Raw genomic sequence first — 16,078 nt, forward strand, 5'->3', positions numbered from 1 at the left:
GAGGCAGCATGGCCAGCAAGGCTGAGAAGATCATCGCGGGGCTCGGCGGGCTTGAGAACATCGTGGAGGTCGAGGGCTGCATCACCCGGCTGCGCACGGAGGTCGTCGATCCCGCGAAGGTGGACGACGGTGCGTTGAAGGCCGCGGGGGCGCACGGCGTCGTCAAGATGGGAACCGCCGTCCAGGTCGTCATCGGCACGGACGCGGACCCCATCGCCGGCGAGATCGAAGACCTCATGTAGTCCCCCCGGTGCGCTGCCCGTGCCGGAACCGAGCCAGTTCCCACGGGTCGTGCGCGCTGAAGACGGTGACCTCGCCCGCGTGGTCGCGCCGGAGGGAACGCAGCCGGTCGCGGGTCGCGAGACGAACTGCCGCGTCGGTCTGCGCCCCCTCCTGGACCGGTTCGAGGACGGGATGGGACCGGGGCGGCGTGTGTTCGAGCTCGCCGTGATGCAGGTACGCGTCCCCCGCGTGCAGCAACCACCCTCCGTCCCCGTCGCGCACGGCGACGCCCGCGTGTCCCGCCGAGTGGCCGGGCAACGGCACCAACAGGAGTTCGCACGCCAGCCCCTGCGGCCGAGCCACGCCGGAGAAGCCGAACCACTCCGTACGGTCCGCCACGGACGCGGGCGTGAGCAGCGGCTGGTGCGCCCGGTGCGCCGGCACGAAGCGGTCGAGGCTGTGCTGGTGGTGCGCTGCCGTGGGGTCGGTGACGGCCCGGTACTCCTCGGGGTGGACGTGCACCCGTGCCCGGGGGAAGTCCGGCAGTCCTCCCGTGTGGTCGCGGTGCAGATGGGTGAGCAGGATGTGTCGTACGTCCCGGGGTGCGTACCCGAGCCGGACGACCTGGCGCAGCGCGCTCTCCTCGGGGTTCAGCTCGGGTTGGGCGTAGGCCACCCAGTCCGCACCCAGCGACCGGTCGGGGTGCGGCAGGTCGGCGGTGCCGAGACCGGTGTCCACCAGGACCAGCCCGTCCGCGTCCGTCTCGATGAGCAGGCAGTGGCAGACGACGGCTCGTTCGTGGTGCACGGCGTCGGCCTCAAGCCCTGCGCCGAGTGGTGGAATCTTCCGGAGAGAACCGCAGTTGAGGTGATGGATGCGCACGAGGCCCCCTGGAGGCATGTTGGCGGGGTGTTCTCGACGGACGCTAGGAGGGGCCTTCGTGACTCACCAAACCGTTGGACACGAGCCGGACGGTCCGCTGGCGGACTGTCCGGACAGCGCACTCGTCCCGCCGCGTCCCGAACCGCGGTGCCCCGTTGACGTCACGCTCGCCGTGCTGGGCGGTCGGTGGACGCCGCTGGTGATCCGCGAGTTCCTGCGGCGTGGTCAGGCGACGTACTCCGAGGTGTCCGCGGCTCTGCCCGTGCTCTCGGACAAGGTCCTCTCGGACCGGTTGGTCCAGTTGACCCGTGCGGGTGTCATCGAGCGTCACCGGGTGCCGGGCTGGCCTCCCCGGGTCCGCTACGTTCTGACCGGCCGGGGGCGTGCGCTGGAACCAGTGGTGCGCAGCATGTGGGAGTGGGGCGAACAGTAGCCCGTGCGGGTGCGCTGCTGTTTCGCGCAGTTCCCCGCGCCGCTGATCCGCTGCGATCACCTGGCGGTGCGCGGTCCGGTTGGGGTGTGCGGTGGTTTTGCGCAGTTCCCCGCGCCCCTGTCGGGGTGCGTCCACCTGCGGGTGCGCTGTCCCGTGCGGGTGGATGGTCGTTTCGCGCAGTTCCCCGCGCCCCTGATGTCGCTCCGGTGGGATCGCATCCTGCGGGCCACAGAACAGCGCACCGCCAGCTGATCGCACCCCGATAGGGGCGCGGGGAACTGCGCGAAAACGACCGCGCACCCGAGCTAGACCACGCACGCGCAGCGGATCGCACCCGATCAGGGGCGCGGGGAACTGCGCAGAAGCGACCACGCACCCGCACGGGACAGCGCACGCGCAGCCCAGCGCACCGGCCCCGCAGGGCCCCCACCCGCCCACGCCCCCCTGAAGGCCGTGGGCGATAGGCTCGGAACCATGTCACGCATCGACGGCCGCACCCCCGACCAGCTCCGCCCGATCACGATCGAACGCGGATGGAGCAAGCACGCCGAGGGCTCCGTCCTCATCTCCTTCGGTGACACGAAGGTGTTCTGTACGGCCTCCGTGACGGAAGGCGTACCCCGCTGGCGCAAGGGCAGCGGGGAGGGCTGGGTGACCGCCGAGTACTCGATGCTCCCGCGCTCCACGAACACCCGCGGCGACCGCGAGGCCGTCCGGGGCCGGGTCGGTGGCCGTACGCACGAGATCTCCCGGCTGATCGGCCGCTCCCTGCGTGCCGTCGTCGACTTCAAGGCCCTCGGCGAGAACACGATCGTGCTGGACTGCGACGTCCTCCAGGCCGACGGCGGCACCCGCACCGCCGCGATCACCGGCGCCTACGTGGCCCTCGCCGACGCGGTCACCTGGGCCAAGGACCGCAAGCTGGTCCGCGCGAACCGCCAGCCGCTCACCGGCACCGTCTCCGCCGTGTCGGTCGGCATCGTGGGCGGCGTCCCGCTGCTGGACCTCCGCTACGAGGAGGACGTCACGGCGGACACCGACATGAACGTCGTCTGCACCGGCGACGGCCGCTTCGTCGAGGTGCAGGGCACCGCCGAGGCCGAGCCCTTCGCCCGCGACGAGCTGAACGTCCTCCTCGACCTGGCCGTCGGCGGCTGCGACGAGTTGGCCGCCTTCCAGCGCAAGGCGCTCGACGACCAGTGAACCGCTGACCCCCGCCCGGTCCGCGCCCCGAGGGGGCCGGGCCGGGCGGCGGTGTGACCGGGCGAACCGGCACCGGGGGCAACCAAGCGGCGGCGGATCGCGTTTCTAGTAGTACGGGCGCAGGGGGGAACCCCGCAGCGTCCGCCGTGACTCTCGGGAGGGACCCGCCCCATGGCCGCGCGCCGCCGCACCATCACCGCTCTCGCCGTTGCCGGGGCAGTACTCTTCACCCCGCTCGCCGTCGGGTGCAGCGCCGTCGACAAGGCGCTCGACTGCGTGCAGACCGCCGACACGATCGCCGACAGCGTGACCGACCTCCAGCAGGCCGTGGAGAACGCCGCCAACGATCCGACGCAGGCCGAGGAATCGCTCCGGGCGATCGAGAAGAACCTCGACAAGATCGGTGACACCACCGACAACGCCGACCTGGGCAAGGCCGTGGACCGACTCGGCGAGGCCATCGACACCGTCGGCACCGCCATCGAGAACGGCGACTCGACCCCGGACATCGGCCCCGTCACCGACGCGGCCGGCGAGCTGACCAAGGTGTGCACCCCCTAGCCGGTCCCCGGGCCCGGGGCACCCCCGGGCCCACCCCGTGCCACCAGGCATAATCCCGGCATGACCCGCCTGATCCTCGCCACCCGCAACCCCGGCAAGCTCGTCGAGCTCCAGGAGATCCTGGCCGCCGCCGCGCTCGCCCACGAGCTGGTCGGCGCCGACCAGTACCCCGAGATCCCGGACGTCAAGGAGACCGGCGTCACCTTCGCGGAGAACGCCCTCCTCAAGGCGCACGCCCTGGCCCGGGCGACCGGACTGCCCGCCGTGGCCGACGACTCCGGACTGTCGGTGGACGTCCTCGGCGGTGCCCCCGGCATCTTCTCCGCCCGCTGGTCCGGACGGCACGGCGACGACCGGGCCAATCTGGACCTGCTGCTCGCGCAGCTCTCCGACATCGAAGCCCCGCACCGCGCCGCGCACTTCACCTGTGCCGCCGCGCTCGCGTTGCCCGACGGCACCGAACGCGTCGTCGAGGGGCGGTTGACCGGCACCCTGCGCCACGCGCCCGAGGGCAGCAACGGCTTCGGCTACGACCCGATCTTCCAGCCGGACGGGGACAGTCGGACGACCGCCGAGCTGAGCCCCGCGGAGAAGAACGCCATCAGCCACCGCGGCAAGGCGTTCCGGGCCCTCGTCCCCGTGCTCCGCGAACTCCTCCCGGCCGCCCCGTAACGGGGCCGCGGGGCGCACGCACCAGGGCCCGGCCCCCGATCACTCGGGGGCCGGGCCCTGTTCGGTGCGGCCGGAGGGACTCGAACCCTCACGGGTGTTACCCCACTGGGACCTAAACCCAGCGTGACTGCCAGTTCCACCACGGCCGCGTCCGCGCGCCCATCGTAGTGGCCGGGGCCGGGCGCCGGGCAGCGCGGGGGAGGTTACAGCCCGAGGTCCTTGATGATTTTGGCCACGTGCCCCGTCGCCTTGACGTTGTACAGGGCCCGCTCGACCTTGCCGTCCTCGTCCACGACCACCGTGGAGCGGATGACGCCCGTGACCGTCTTGCCGTACAGCTTCTTCTCGCCGAACGCGCCGTACGCCTCCAGCACCGCCCTGTCGGGGTCGGCCAGCAGGGTGACCCGCAGGTCCTCCTGCTCCCGGAACTTGGCCAGCTTCGCCGGCTTGTCCGGGGAGATGCCGATCACGTCGTACCCCTCGCCGGCGAGGAAGTCGAGGCGGTCGGTGAAGTCGCACGCCTGCTTGGTGCAGCCGGGGGTGAGGGCGGCCGGGTAGAAGTACACGATGACCTTGCGGCCCTTGCGGTCGGCCAGCGAGACCTCCTTGCCGTCGGCGTCGGGCAGGGTGAAGGCGGGGGCGGTGTCGCCGGGCTGGAGTCGCTCGCTCATGTCGCATCTCCTCGCGAGGGTCGGTGTCCCCGGGCGGTCGTCCCCGGGGTGATTACGGAACGCAGTACGGAACGCAGTACGGAAACGAGCGTAATGGGGGTGCCGTGGGGTGGGTCGCGCGGGAAGCTGACAGACTGTCGACCGTAGGGAACACCCACGCCGGACACGACGGAGGCAACACGGTGTCGGAGACATCGGATACCAGGACCCCGGCGCAGATCGAGGCGGACATCGAGCGCCGCCGCGAGCGCCTCGCCGAGACGCTCGACGAGATCGGCGTCCGAGTGCACCCCAAGACGATCGTCGGGGACGCCAAGGCCAAGGCGGTAGCCAGCGTCGACCACACCCTCGGCCGCGTCTACGTCGGCGCCAACCGGGTGATCTCCCGTTTCACCGGCAAGCTGGTGTCCGAGGACGGCGCCCCGCGGCTGGAGCGGATCGTGCCGGTCGCGATCGTCGTCGTCGGGCTCGTCGGCCTGGTGGCCCTCGGCGGCTCCCGCAAGCGCAAGGTCTGAGGGCGCCGGGGCGCCGCCCCCGGCGGGAAACGGGGCGCACCGGGGCCGGTGCGTCCCCGTACGGGCCGTGCGGACCACCCCATCGGCGTACCGGGGGCCGAGGCAGGTAGGTTCGGGGGCGTGAGCGCCAACAAGGACTTGAACACCACGCACGACAAGCTGCCCATCCGGATGCTGCACGACCGCGTGCTGGTGCGGCAGGACACGGCCGAGGGCGAGCGGCGCTCCGGCGGCGGCATCCTGATCCCCGCGACGGCGGCGGTCGGGCGACGGCTCGCCTGGGCCGAGGTCGTCGCGGTCGGGCAGAACGTCCGCAGCGTGGAGACCGGCGACCGGGTGCTGTACGACCCGGAGGACCGGGCCGAGGTCGAGGTGCGCGGCACCGCCTACGTCCTGATGCGCGAGCGCGACCTGCACGCCGTCGCCGCCGACCGTTTCGAGGGCTCCGAGGACTCCACCGGGCTGTACCTGTAGCCGACAGGGCCCCGCTCTGAGGGCTGGTGACCCCGGTCACCAGCCCTTTCGCCGTTTTTTGCTACGGTAGGGGCAGCCCGACGAGACGCGCCGTACCGGGACACGCAAAGACGACGCACCCCTGTAGATCCGTTATGGAAACCACGGAGGTGCCGTCATGGCATGGATTTTGCTGATCATCGCCGGTGTGCTGGAGGTCGGCTGGGCGATCGGCATGAAGTACACCGAGGGGTTCACCCGACTGTGGCCCAGTGTGTTCACGGGCGCCGGAATCGTGGCGAGCATGGTCCTGCTGTCGTACGCGGCGAAGACGCTCCCCATCGGCACCGCCTACGGCGTGTGGGTCGGCATCGGCGCCGGTGGCGCCGCCATCCTCGGCATGCTGGTGCTCGGCGAGCCGGCGACCGCCGCGCGGATCTTCTTCATCGCGCTGCTGCTGGTCGCCGTCATCGGACTGAAGGCCACCTCCGGCCACTGACGGACCGAGCGACCCTTCCGCGCGCGGGTCACCACCCGCCCGCACCCACGAGTGGCCCCCGGGGTACCCACCCCGGGGGCCACTCGTGTGTCTGCTTCCGTCCCGCTACGGGGTCGTGGGCAGTCCGGGGCTGTTGCCGCCGGTGGGCGTGCCGGTCTGGCCGGGGCCGCCCGTCACCTCGCCGCCCGTCACCTGGCCCGTCGCGCCGCCGTCGCCACCGCCGGTCCCGCCGGTACCGCCCGAGCCGGTGCCGCCCGAGCCGGTACCGCCGGTGCCGCCCGAGCCGGTGCCGGACGTGGTGCCGCCGGTCCCCGCGGACGTGCCGCCGTCACCCGTCGTCCCGCCGTTCTGGCCGTTCCCGGTGGTGCCGTCGGTGGCCCCGCTGCCCGGGGTCGTCGGCTTGCCGGTGTCCCGGGTGGCGTCGCTGGTGGGCGGGGTGCCCTCGGGCTCCTCCTCCTTCTGCGTGGGGCCCTCGGTCTCCTGCTCCTCGGCGTCGGGGCTGGCGGAGGTGTCCGGGTCACCGCTGCTGCTCGCGCCCGGCAGGTCGAGCCGCCTGTTGGACCCGTCCTGGAGCCGCAGCGTGAAGTCCTGCGGTTCGCTGCCCTTGAGCGCGGCCTTGGTGTACTGCGCCCAGATCTGCGCCGGCGGACCGCCACCGCTGATCCGCGGCTCGCCCAGGGCCCCGTACAACGGGATCTGCTTGCCGGTCACCGGGTCCTGACCCATCACCGCGACCACGGTGGCGAGGTCCGGGGTGAAGCCCGCGAACCAGGCCGCCTTGTCGTTCTCCGCGGTACCGGTCTTGCCCGCGGCGGGCCGCTCGGCGGCCAGCGCCGCCATGCCCGAGCCGCTGTCGACCACGCTGCGCAGCAGCGAGGTGGTGGTGTCCGCGGCCTGTCGGCTGACGACCTGCTTGGCCGTCCGCTTCGGCAGGGCGATCGCCGCCCCGTTCTTGGTCATCTTGGCGACCAGGGTGTAGTCGCGCTGCTTGCCGTGGTTGGCGAGGGTCGCGTACGCCCCCGTCATGTCCAGGACGCTCGCCCGTGCCGCGCCCAGCGCGATCGACGGGTACGGGTGCATGTCCGGGGTCTTCTTCGGCACGCCGAGCGCGACCGCGGTCTTCTCCACCTTGCCGGGGCCCACGTCCACGGCCATCTGCGCGTACACCGAGTTCACGGACTTGTCGGTGGCCTCCCGGATGGTGATCGGCCCGTAGTTGACGTAGTCCTGGTTGCCCGGCGCGTACGGGCCGCCGCTCCAGCCCTCCACGGGGCGCTTGCTGGTGCCGTCGTAGACCGTGTTCGGGGTGATCGGCCGACCGTCCTGGGTCACCGAGTCGTTCTCCACGCCGGAGGTGAACACGAACGGCTTGAACGTCGAACCGACCTGGAAGTCCCGCCGGGTCGCGTTGTTGACGAACTGCTTGGTGTAGTCGATGCCGCCGTACATGGCGACGACCTGCCCGGTCGCCGGGTCGATGGAGACGCCGCCCGCCCGCACGTTGCGGTCGACCTTGCGCGCCTTCTTGTCGACCCGGGCCATCAGCTGGTCGTTGACCGCCTTGACCAGGGCGTCCTGCTTGGGCTTCTGGAGCGTGGTGGTGATCCGGTGCCCGCCGGCGTTCAGCACGTCCTCGCTGATGATGTCGTGCTCGAACAGGTAGTCCTTGACGGCCTGCACCAGGTAGCCGCGCTGGCCGGACATGCCGACCGAGCCCTTGGCCTCCTTCGGCATCGGGAACGTCATCTTGTCCCGCTCCTCCTGGGACAGCCAGCCCTCCGTGACCATGCCGTTGAGGACGTACTTCCAGCGGGACACCACCTGCGGCTTGTTCTGCGGGTGGGCCACCACGTCGTACGCGCTCGGGGCGTTGAGCAGCGAGGCGAGGTACGCGCCCTGCTCGATGGTCAGCTTCTCGACGTCGACGCCGTAGTACGCCTGCGCTGCGGACTGGATGCCGTACGCGTTGCGGCCGAAGAAGCTGGTGTTGAGGTAGCCCTCCAGGATGTCGTCCTTGGACTGCTCGCGGTCCAGCTTTATCGAGATGAAGAACTCCTTCGCCTTGCGGGAGAAGGTCTGCTCCTGCGCGAGGTAGTAGTTCTTCACGTACTGCTGGGTGATCGTCGAGCCGGACTGCTTGCCCTTGCCGGTCATGGTGTTCCAGCCGGCGCGGACCATCGCCTTCGGGTCGACGGCCGACTGGCCGTAGAAGTCGCGGTCCTCGGCGGCGAGCACGGTGCGCCGGACGTCCTCCGGGATCTGCGACAGCTGCACGTTCTCCCGGTTGACCTCGCCGTCGCGGGCGAGCTGCGAGCCGTCCGCGTACAGGTACACGTTGCTCTGCTTGGTCGCCGCGGCGTTCGCCGCGGGGATCTTCACGATCATGTAGCCGGTGATGAAGGCGCCCATCCCCAGCAGCAGCACCGTGAGGACGGCCGCCAGCGTGAAGCGCCAGGTCGGCACGAGCCGGCGCCAGCCCTTGCGCTTGGGCCGCTTCCGCTTCGCCTTCTTGCCGGGCTCGGCCGGCTCCCCGGCGGGGCCGTCGGCCGCGGCGAAGACCGCGGTCCCGTCCGCTCCGGGGGGCGGCGGAACGGCGCCCTTCGGGGGGCCGCCGGGCTTCTGGAGGCGCAGCTGGGTGGTGCGCTCGACCGGCCGCTCCTCGGGGGAGCCGCCGGCACCCGCGGGGCCGCCCGGGCCACCGGGGCGGCCCGCGCCGCCCGCGCCGCCGCGGCGGACGGCGCCGAGCTGGGTGGTGCGCTCCGCCGGCGTCTCCTCGGCCCCGCGGGGCGCGCCCTTGCGGGGGCCGCCCGGGGCGCCTCCGGTGCCGCTGGTCGTCCGCCCCGACGCGGGGGACGCGCCGGGCGCGGGCTTGCCGGACGGGCCGGCGGGTCGCTTCGTCGGTCCGGAGCCCGTGCCCGCGGCGGCGGCACCGGAGGCGGTGCCCTGCTGCCCGCCGGGTGCCTTGCCGGCGCCCGATGCGCCCGGTGCGTCGCGCTTGCTGCGGTCGTCCCGTGCGTTCTGCGCGGCGCGGGACTCCGCGGCGGGTCGCTGGCCCGGTCCGCCGGACGCGGGTGCGGCCTTGGGGCCGGGCCCCTTCGCCGCCGGCCCGGCGGCCTGGGGTCCCTTGGGCTGGGGGGCCTTGGACTGCGGATTCTTGGACAGGGGCGCCTCGGGCCCGTTCGCCTTGGGCGCGGGCCCCTTCGGCTCAGCGCCCTTGGCCCCGGGCGCTGCGGCCCCCGGCGTCGCTGCCCCCGGTGCTGCGGACCGGGGAGCCTTGCGGTCGGGGTTCGGGCCGCCCGGCCGTCCCGCCGCACCTGCGCCCGCCGGACCCGCGGGACGGTTCCCGCCGGACGTGCCGGAGCGCGGGCGCGGCGCGAACGCGTCGAAGGAGCGCCCCTCGCCGGCGGCCGGGCTGCTCTTCGCAGGGCGCTGCGGGAGCTTCGGCGCCCCGTCCGCACCCGTCGCCCCCGTGGTCTTCCCCCCGGGGGCCGAAGCCCCCCTCCCGGTGTCCGAAGGCTTCTTCCCGGTTCCGAACGGGCTCCCGGAGCTCCGCTCCCCCTCGCCGGTCGGCGGTGCCGCGGGGCGTTCGGGCTCCGGGCCCGTAGTGCCCTCGTCGTGCTGTTGCGGCTCGTCGCTCATGGTTCGCGGAACTCCCGATTCACTTCGTGCGCCGGATACTTCTGTTACTGCGGGTACTGCCGTGGTGCCGTTGCCGCTGCCCCGGGCGCGCCGGTGTACGGCACGACCGAGGAAGGTGCCCCCTGAGGACGTACGGGTCATACGTCACATACACCCCGTAAAGGTTCGTACAAGGTTGCGCACCCCGTAAACCTTCGCGTCCCAGGTCTCAACTTTCGCACCCTTGCTCGGGTGCCCGTGACACGGCACGCAACCGGACCCGGAACCCCGAAACCCCGTGGCGGTGCATCACGCCCTGCCACTAGGGTTCTGCGCTTCGGCCCCGTAACAGGAGACGACGCAGAACCGGAAGGGGTTGTACGTGCACACCGGATGGTTGTACGCGAGGGTTGCCGCCGGCGGGTTCCGACGCCACGCGACGTACCGCACGGCCACCGCAGCGGGAGTCTTCACCAACACCGTCTTCGGGTTCATTCTCGCCTACACCTTCATCGCCCTCTGGGACGAGCGTCCCGGCCTCGGCGGTTACGACGTCTCCGACGCCCTCACCTTCGTGTGGGTCAGCCAGGGCCTGCTCGCCGTGATGGCGACCATGGGCGGTGGATTCGAGGACGAGCTGATGGAACGCATCCGCAGCGGGGACATCGCGATCGACCTGTACCGGCCGGTCGACCTCCAGGGGTGGTGGCTCGCCGCCGACCTGGGCCGGGGCGCGTTCCAGCTGCTCGGACGGGGTGTCGTGCCCCTGATCGTCGGCGCGCTCGCCTTCCCGCTGGCCCTCCCGGGCGGGCCGCTGCCCTGGCTCGCGTTCCTGCTCGCCGTCCTGCTCGGGGCGATCGTCAGCTTCGCGATCCGCTACCTCGTCGCGTTGACGGCGTTCTGGCTGTTGGACGGCGCGGGTGTGGCACAGATCGCATTCCTCGCGGGCATCTTCTTCTCCGGGATGCTGCTGCCGCTCACCGTCTTCCCGGGCGCCCTGGGCGAGGTCGCCCGGGCGCTGCCCTGGTCCGCGCTGATCCAGGTGCCGGCCGACGTGCTGCTCGGCCAGTACTCCGGTGCGCGGCTGTGGGGCGCCTTCGCCTTCCAGGCCGGCTGGGCCGTGGCACTGCTGCTGGTGGGCCGGCTCCTCCAGTCCGTCGCGACCCGCAGGGTGGTGGTCCAGGGTGGCTGAACCACCGCGCACCACGCTTCCCGCGCCGCCCGGGGGACCCGTTCCCCCTGCCGTCGCACCGCTGCCCGCCCCCGACTTCGGAACCCGCGACGGCGCCCTGACCAAGCTGCGGGACGGACTGCGCACGTACCGGATGATCGCCGCCATGTGGATCCGCTCCACGATGACCTACCGGGTGTCGTTCGCGCTGACCCTGTTCGGCAACTTCGCCGTCACCATCCTCGACTTCGTGGCGATCCTGCTGATGTTCTCGCAGGTCGACTCGCTCGGTGGTTACGCGCTCGCCGAGATCGCGCTGCTGTACGGCACCGCCTCGACCTCGTTCGGGCTCGTCGACCTCGCGATCGGCTCGGTCGACCGGCTGGGGCGGCGGGTCAGGGACGGCACCCTCGACACCCTGTTGGTGCGTCCCGCGCCGGTCCTCGCCCAGGTCGCCGCCGACCGTTTCGCCCTGCGCCGCCTCGGCCGGATCTCCCAGGGCGCGTTGGTCCTCGGGTACGGGCTGCTGCACGTGGACGTGGACTGGACCCCGCTCGCGGTGCTGATGGTCCCGCTGATGGTGCTGAGCGGGGCGGGGATCTTCGGCGCGGTGTTCGTCGCGGGCGCGGCGTTCCAGTTCGCGGCGAAGGACGCCGCCGAGGTGCAGAGCGCGTTCACGTACGGCGGGGTCACCATGCTCCAGTACCCGCCGGTCATCTTCACCCAGGAGCTGGTGCGCGGGGTGACGTTCGTCTTCCCGCTCGCCTTCGTCAACTGGCTGCCCACGCTGTACCTCCTGGACCGCCCCTATCCGTTGGACCTGCCGAGCTGGCTGGCCTTCGCCCCGCCGCTGGTCGCCGTGGCGAGCTGTGCGCTCGCCGGTCTCGCCTGGCGCGCGGGGCTGCGCGGCTACCGCAGCACGGGCAGCTGACCGCAGCGCGCACCCGCCCCGCCCCGCCCCCAGACAGAACCGGAAGGAACATGGCACAGACCACGGGAAGCGTCCCTGACCAGGCCGGGCCGCCCGAAGCGCCGCTGATCACGCTCGACGGGGTCGAGAAGGTCTTCGACGTGCGTCGCCGCACCGGTTTCCTGCGCCGGGAGCGCAGCGAGGTCCGGGCGGTGGACTCGCTGTCGTTCGGCGTGGCGCGCGGCGAGATGGTCGGGTACATCGGCCCCAACGGCGCCGGGAAGTCCACCACGATCAAGATGCTCACCGGCATCCTCACCCCCAGCGCGGGGCGCATCCGGGTCGCCGGCATCGACCCGACGCGGGAGCGGACCCGGCTCGCCCGCCGGATCGGGGTCGTCTTCGGCCAGCGCACCACCCTGTGGTGGGACCTCCCGCTGATCGACTCGTACCGGCTGGCGCACCGCATGTACCGGGTGCCCGACGCGCGCTTCAAGGAGAACCTCGACCGCTGCGTGGAACTCCTCCAGCTCGGCGAGCTGTTGGAGGTGCCCGTGCGGCAACTCTCGCTCGGCCAGCGGATGCGCGGGGACATCGCCGCGGCGCTGCTGCACGACCCCGAGGTGCTGTACCTGGACGAGCCGACCATCGGCCTCGACATCGTCTCCAAGGTGCGGGTGCGGGAGTTCCTGCGGGACCTCAACGCCGAGCGGGGCACCACCGTCCTGCTCACCACGCACGACCTGACCGACATCGAGCAGCTGTGCCGCCGGGTGATGGTCATCGACCACGGGCGGCTCATGTACGACGGCGCGTTGGCCGGGCTGCACGAGGCGGGCAAGAGCGAACGGACCCTCGTGGTGGACCTGGAACGCGAACTCGGGCCGATCGACGTCGGCACCGCGGCCCGGGTGGTCAAGGTGGAGGGTCCCCGCCAGTGGCTCGCCTTCCCGGCGGAGGGCTCCGCGGCGCCCCTGGTCGCCCGGATCGCCGCCGAGTACCCGCTGGCCGACCTGTCGGTCCGGGAGCCGGACATCGAGTCGGTCATCGCCCGCATGTACGCGGGCCGGGAGGGACAGTGACGGCTCGCCGTCCCGTTGCGCCCCGGTTCGCTCCCCGGCGGGTGGACGCTCGCTCGTCCGAGTGATCTGATCCCCGGTGTCCAGCCGGATCGACCGATGCACGCGGAAGCATGCGAACCGTGCGCAACTGGTACTTCAACCTGGTCCTTCAGGGCGTCCTCACCGAGGAGCAGGACGACACGCTCGCGGGCCTGGCGAGCTTCCACGACGGGCGCATCGCCCTTGAGGAAGCACCCGGGTGCGCCCGCTTCACGTGCGCGTTCGCGGCGGACACCCTGACCGAGGCGGTCGCCGACGCGCTGAGTCGGTTCGCGGACCTGCCCGGCGTCCTCGTCCGCAGCGTCGAACTGGACGAAATCGCCCTGGCCGACAACGGCATGGCCACCCCGGCCGTGGTCCCCGCCCCGCCCGTACCCACCGGGTGAGGCGCGTCCCACAGATGGCGATCTGCCCTAGTCTGCGGCCATGGAGCAACAGCCCCTGTCGGGCGGCCGGCAGCCGTACTGGAATCCGTACCGGCAGGTGGACGGCGGCGCCGTGCGCACGGCGTGCCCGAGACAGTGCGGGCGGTACATGACCGGAGCGAAGGACCACCACCTCGTCAAGTGGGAGTGCGGCTGCGGCTACCGCGTGCACAGCTAGCCCGCCGCGGCGCACCGCTTCAGGGGTGGGCCAGGGGTGCCCGTCGTAGTGGGATCGGAGCCGAACTCGTAGGCTGAACGCATGACGGACGCTGAGCCTGGACCCGCCGCCGACCCCGCACGGGAGCCCTCCCCTGCGAACGCCCCCGCACCCCGTGGCAAGGAGCTGAACCCGGCACAGCTACGGGCGTCGGACGCCGACCGGGAACTGGTCGTCGAGCGACTGCGCGACGCGATGGCGGAGGGCCGCCTCGACCTCGACGAGTTCGGGGAGCGGCTGGAGGCCGCCTACGCGGCCCGCACGTACGGGGAACTCGCGCCGATCACCCGCGACCTGCCCGAGGTCGGCACCGCGCCCACCTCGCTGGTGAAGCCCCCGCCCGGTACGGTCGCGGGCCCGCGCTGGCCGGAGCGGATCGGCGGTGAGCCCACCTCCTCGATGGGCGTCGCGATCATGAGCGCCTTCGAGCGCAAGGGCCGCTGGACGGCACCCCGCAGGTTCAACGCCTTCGCGCTGATGGGCGGCGGTGACATCGACCTGCGGGACGCCGACTTCCAGGACAACGAGATCGTGATCAACTGCATCGCCGTGATGGGCGGGGTCGACGTGACCGTGCCGCCCGGCGTCGACGTCGTGGTGCGCGGCATCGGGATCATGGGCGGTTTCGACCACCCCGACCCCGAGGAGTACACCGACCCCGCCGCGCCCCGCGTCATCGTCACCGGGTTCGCCTTCTGGGGCGGGGTCGGCGTCCGCCGCAAGGTGACCCGCGCCGAGAAGGAGCGGTTGAAGGCGGAGCGCCGGCAGGAGAAGCTCGACCGCCGGGCGGCCCGCCGCGGGGAGCTCCCCCCGAGCAAGGACTGACCCGTTCGCACCCGGACCGGGTGCGGACGGGCCGGGGGCGGCGGGTCAGGGCCAGAGGCCGTGCGAGACCGCGTAGATGAGCAGTCCCGCCAGCGAGCCGACCACCGTTCCGTTGATGCGGATGAACTGGAGGTCGCGCCCGATGTGCGCCTCGATCTTCTTCGAGGTGTGCTCGGCGTCCCACCCGGCCACGGTGTCCGTGATCAGCGAGGTGATCTCGTCCCGGTACGTGGTCACCACGTACACCGCCGCGCCCTCGATCCAGCCGTCCACCTTGCCTTGGAGCCCGGCGTCCGTGGACAGCCGCGCGCCGAGCGACAGCAGGGAGGTGCGGACCCGCAACCGCAGTTCGCTGCGCTCGTCCTCGGCCGCGGCCACGATCATCGCCCGTACCGAGGACCACGCGGAGGCGATCAGGTCCTGGACCTCGCTGCGGGCGAGGACCTCCCGCTTCAGGCGCTCCACCCGGGCCCGGGTGTCCGTGTCCGACTGGAGGTCGCCGGCGAAGTCCGCCAGGAAACGGTCCACGGCCTCCCGCGCCGGATGGTCGGGCATGTCCCGCATCTCGGTGACGAACCGCAGCAGTTCCCGGTAGACGCGCTCGCCGACCTTGCGGTCCACGAAGCGGGGCGTCCAGCCGGGCGCCCCGCCCTGCACCGCGTCCATCACGGAGTCCCCGTGCTCCACCAGCCAGTCGTGGGCGCGTACGCACACCAGGTCCACCACCCGCCGGTGGCCGCCGTCCTCGACGATCCGCTCCAGGGCCTTCCCGATGCCGGGGGCGATCTCCTGGGCGTCGGCCCGTCGGGTTATGGCCTCGCCGACGACGGCCTGCACGTCGGAGTCCCGCAGTACGGTGAGCGCCCCGCGCAGCGCGGTGGCCAGCTCCGCGGTCACCCGGTCGGCGTGCTCCGGCTGGGCGAGCCACGCACCGAGCCGGTTGCCGATGCCGACCGACCGCAGTCGGGAGCGGACCACCTCGCGGGAGAGGAAGTTCTCGCCCACGAACTCCCCGAGCGACGCCCCGAGCTGGTCCTTCTTGGTCGGGATGATCGCCGTGTGCGGGATCGGCAGCCCCAGCGGGTGCCGGAACAGCGCGGTCACCGCGAACCAGTCCGCGAGCGCGCCGACCATCCCCGCCTCGGCCGCCGCCGCCACGTACCCCGTCCAGGCGCCCGCGCCGTTGCTCTGGGCCCACTTGGCGAGCACGTACACCAGGGCCACGAACACCAGCAGCCCCGTCGCGGTGAGCTTCATCCGCCGCACGCCGCGCTGCCGTTCGGCATCCGCCTCGCTGAACGTGAACCCGCCGCGCCCCGGCCGGGGGCTCCCGGCCGCCGCCCCGGTCCGCCCCGGCCCCTCGGCCGTCTTCGGCCCTTCGGACCCTTCCATCCGCTCCATCCGCTTCCGTACCCGTCCGCTCTCGTGCGTTGTCCGTCGGCCACCGGTGGGGGCCGTCGGGCGGCCCCTGTCGGCCATTGTCCCTTTTCTCGATCCGTCCGAGCCGTCGAGCCGTGCGGGTGCGCCGTGGTCGCCCGCGCAGTTCCCCGCGCCCCTATCGGGGCGCCCCGCTGGGCCTGCGCGGGTCCGTGCGGGTGCGTCGTGGCTGGTCGCGCAGTTCCCCGCGCCCCTGACGGGGCGCGCCCCCTGTGGCACACGGGCCGGAAGGCGCCCCGATAG

General features: G+C 72.4%; 18 protein-coding genes, 1 tRNA gene and 1 riboswitch. Of the genes, 14 read left to right on the forward strand and 5 right to left on the reverse strand.

Annotated elements, in window-relative coordinates; genetic code table 11:
- Positions 1–8 precede the first annotated feature (8 nt).
- Complete coding sequence (locus tag ACFWIA_RS29055; protein WP_387010156.1) at positions 9–242, forward strand: glucose PTS transporter subunit EIIB; 234 nt, start codon at positions 9–11, stop codon at positions 240–242.
- Here ACFWIA_RS29055 and ACFWIA_RS29060 read toward each other — a convergent pair.
- Positions 235–1,029: an MBL fold metallo-hydrolase gene (locus tag ACFWIA_RS29060; protein ID WP_387010157.1), complete on the reverse strand. Its 795-nt coding sequence runs from the start codon at positions 1,027–1,029 to the stop codon at positions 235–237. The two genes, ACFWIA_RS29055 and ACFWIA_RS29060, sit on opposite strands and share 8 nt — an antisense overlap.
- Positions 1,030–1,162: 133 nt before the next feature.
- Here ACFWIA_RS29060 and ACFWIA_RS29065 point away from each other — a divergent pair, with 133 nt between their 5' ends.
- The 4 genes from ACFWIA_RS29065 to rdgB all read left to right on the forward strand — a co-directional run bounded on the left by ACFWIA_RS29065 (position 1,163) and on the right by rdgB (position 3,973).
- Positions 1,163–1,537 carry a winged helix-turn-helix transcriptional regulator gene (locus ACFWIA_RS29065; RefSeq protein WP_387010159.1) on the forward strand — a complete coding sequence of 125 codons (375 nt, stop codon included), beginning with the start codon at positions 1,163–1,165 and terminating at the stop codon, positions 1,535–1,537.
- Positions 1,538–2,011: 474 nt separating this feature from the next.
- Entirely contained in the window at positions 2,012–2,740 is a 729-nt protein-coding gene (gene rph / locus ACFWIA_RS29070; protein WP_387010161.1) for a ribonuclease PH, read from the forward strand.
- Positions 2,741–2,911: 171 nt separating this feature from the next.
- The gene (locus ACFWIA_RS29075; protein ID WP_387010163.1) at positions 2,912–3,301 is read left to right on the forward strand and encodes a hypothetical protein; all 390 of its coding nucleotides are present in this window, start codon (positions 2,912–2,914) and stop codon (positions 3,299–3,301) included.
- Between the two features lie 60 nt (positions 3,302–3,361).
- Positions 3,362–3,973, forward strand: a complete 612-nt coding sequence (rdgB, locus tag ACFWIA_RS29080) for an RdgB/HAM1 family non-canonical purine NTP pyrophosphatase (RefSeq protein ID WP_387010165.1) — start codon at positions 3,362–3,364, stop codon at positions 3,971–3,973.
- A gap of 65 nt (positions 3,974–4,038) precedes the next feature.
- On the opposite strand, the gene ACFWIA_RS29085 is transcribed toward rdgB, so the two are convergent.
- Positions 4,039–4,122, reverse strand: a tRNA-Leu gene (locus ACFWIA_RS29085).
- A 54-nt stretch (positions 4,123–4,176) separates the two neighbouring features.
- A complete protein-coding gene (bcp, locus tag ACFWIA_RS29090; RefSeq protein ID WP_387010167.1) occupies positions 4,177–4,644 on the reverse strand; it encodes a thioredoxin-dependent thiol peroxidase in 468 nt (155 codons plus the stop codon).
- A gap of 182 nt (positions 4,645–4,826) precedes the next feature.
- Between bcp and ACFWIA_RS29095 the strand changes: the two genes are divergently transcribed.
- From ACFWIA_RS29095 to sugE, 3 genes are all read left to right on the forward strand, one after another.
- On the forward strand, positions 4,827–5,159 hold the full coding sequence (locus tag ACFWIA_RS29095) for a DUF3618 domain-containing protein (protein WP_385486986.1): 333 nt from the start codon (positions 4,827–4,829) through the stop codon (positions 5,157–5,159).
- 171 nt (positions 5,160–5,330) lie between these two features.
- Entirely contained in the window at positions 5,331–5,633 is a 303-nt protein-coding gene (locus ACFWIA_RS29100; RefSeq protein WP_385487416.1) for a GroES family chaperonin, read from the forward strand.
- 55 nt (positions 5,634–5,688) lie between these two features.
- Positions 5,689–5,753, forward strand: a riboswitch (guanidine-III (ykkC-III) riboswitch).
- Positions 5,754–5,790: 37 nt separating this feature from the next.
- Entirely contained in the window at positions 5,791–6,111 is a 321-nt protein-coding gene (sugE, locus tag ACFWIA_RS29105) for a quaternary ammonium compound efflux SMR transporter SugE (protein WP_385486988.1), read from the forward strand.
- Positions 6,112–6,216: 105 nt separating this feature from the next.
- Here sugE and ACFWIA_RS29110 read toward each other — a convergent pair whose 3' ends face one another.
- The gene (locus tag ACFWIA_RS29110) at positions 6,217–8,742 is read right to left on the reverse strand and encodes a transglycosylase domain-containing protein (protein WP_387010182.1); all 2,526 of its coding nucleotides are present in this window, start codon (positions 8,740–8,742) and stop codon (positions 6,217–6,219) included.
- Positions 8,743–10,111: 1,369 nt separating this feature from the next.
- Here ACFWIA_RS29110 and ACFWIA_RS29115 point away from each other — a divergent pair.
- From ACFWIA_RS29115 to ACFWIA_RS29140, 6 genes are all read left to right on the forward strand, one after another.
- Positions 10,112–10,921, forward strand: a complete 810-nt coding sequence (locus tag ACFWIA_RS29115) for an ABC transporter permease (RefSeq protein WP_387010170.1) — start codon at positions 10,112–10,114, stop codon at positions 10,919–10,921.
- A 61-nt stretch (positions 10,922–10,982) separates the two neighbouring features.
- The gene (locus tag ACFWIA_RS29120; RefSeq protein ID WP_387010184.1) at positions 10,983–11,831 is read left to right on the forward strand and encodes an ABC transporter permease; all 849 of its coding nucleotides are present in this window, start codon (positions 10,983–10,985) and stop codon (positions 11,829–11,831) included.
- Positions 11,832–11,881: 50 nt separating this feature from the next.
- Positions 11,882–12,892, forward strand: a complete 1,011-nt coding sequence (locus ACFWIA_RS29125) for an ATP-binding cassette domain-containing protein (protein WP_385760649.1) — start codon at positions 11,882–11,884, stop codon at positions 12,890–12,892.
- A gap of 110 nt (positions 12,893–13,002) precedes the next feature.
- Entirely contained in the window at positions 13,003–13,317 is a 315-nt protein-coding gene (locus ACFWIA_RS29130; protein WP_387010172.1) for a hypothetical protein, read from the forward strand.
- Positions 13,318–13,357: 40 nt separating this feature from the next.
- The gene (locus ACFWIA_RS29135) at positions 13,358–13,534 is read left to right on the forward strand and encodes a hypothetical protein (RefSeq protein ID WP_387010174.1); all 177 of its coding nucleotides are present in this window, start codon (positions 13,358–13,360) and stop codon (positions 13,532–13,534) included.
- Between the two features lie 81 nt (positions 13,535–13,615).
- Complete coding sequence (locus tag ACFWIA_RS29140; protein WP_387010176.1) at positions 13,616–14,398, forward strand: DUF1707 domain-containing protein; 783 nt, start codon at positions 13,616–13,618, stop codon at positions 14,396–14,398.
- A 45-nt stretch (positions 14,399–14,443) separates the two neighbouring features.
- Here the strand turns inward: ACFWIA_RS29140 and ACFWIA_RS29145 are convergent, their stop codons facing one another.
- Positions 14,444–15,799, reverse strand: coding sequence for a DUF445 domain-containing protein (locus ACFWIA_RS29145; protein ID WP_387010178.1), 1,356 nt, complete (start codon positions 15,797–15,799; stop codon positions 14,444–14,446).
- Between the last annotated feature and the right edge of the window lie 279 nt (positions 15,800–16,078).

Source organism: Streptomyces sp. NPDC127068 (assembly GCF_042724695.1).
Taxonomy (GTDB): domain Bacteria; phylum Actinomycetota; class Actinomycetes; order Streptomycetales; family Streptomycetaceae; genus Streptomyces.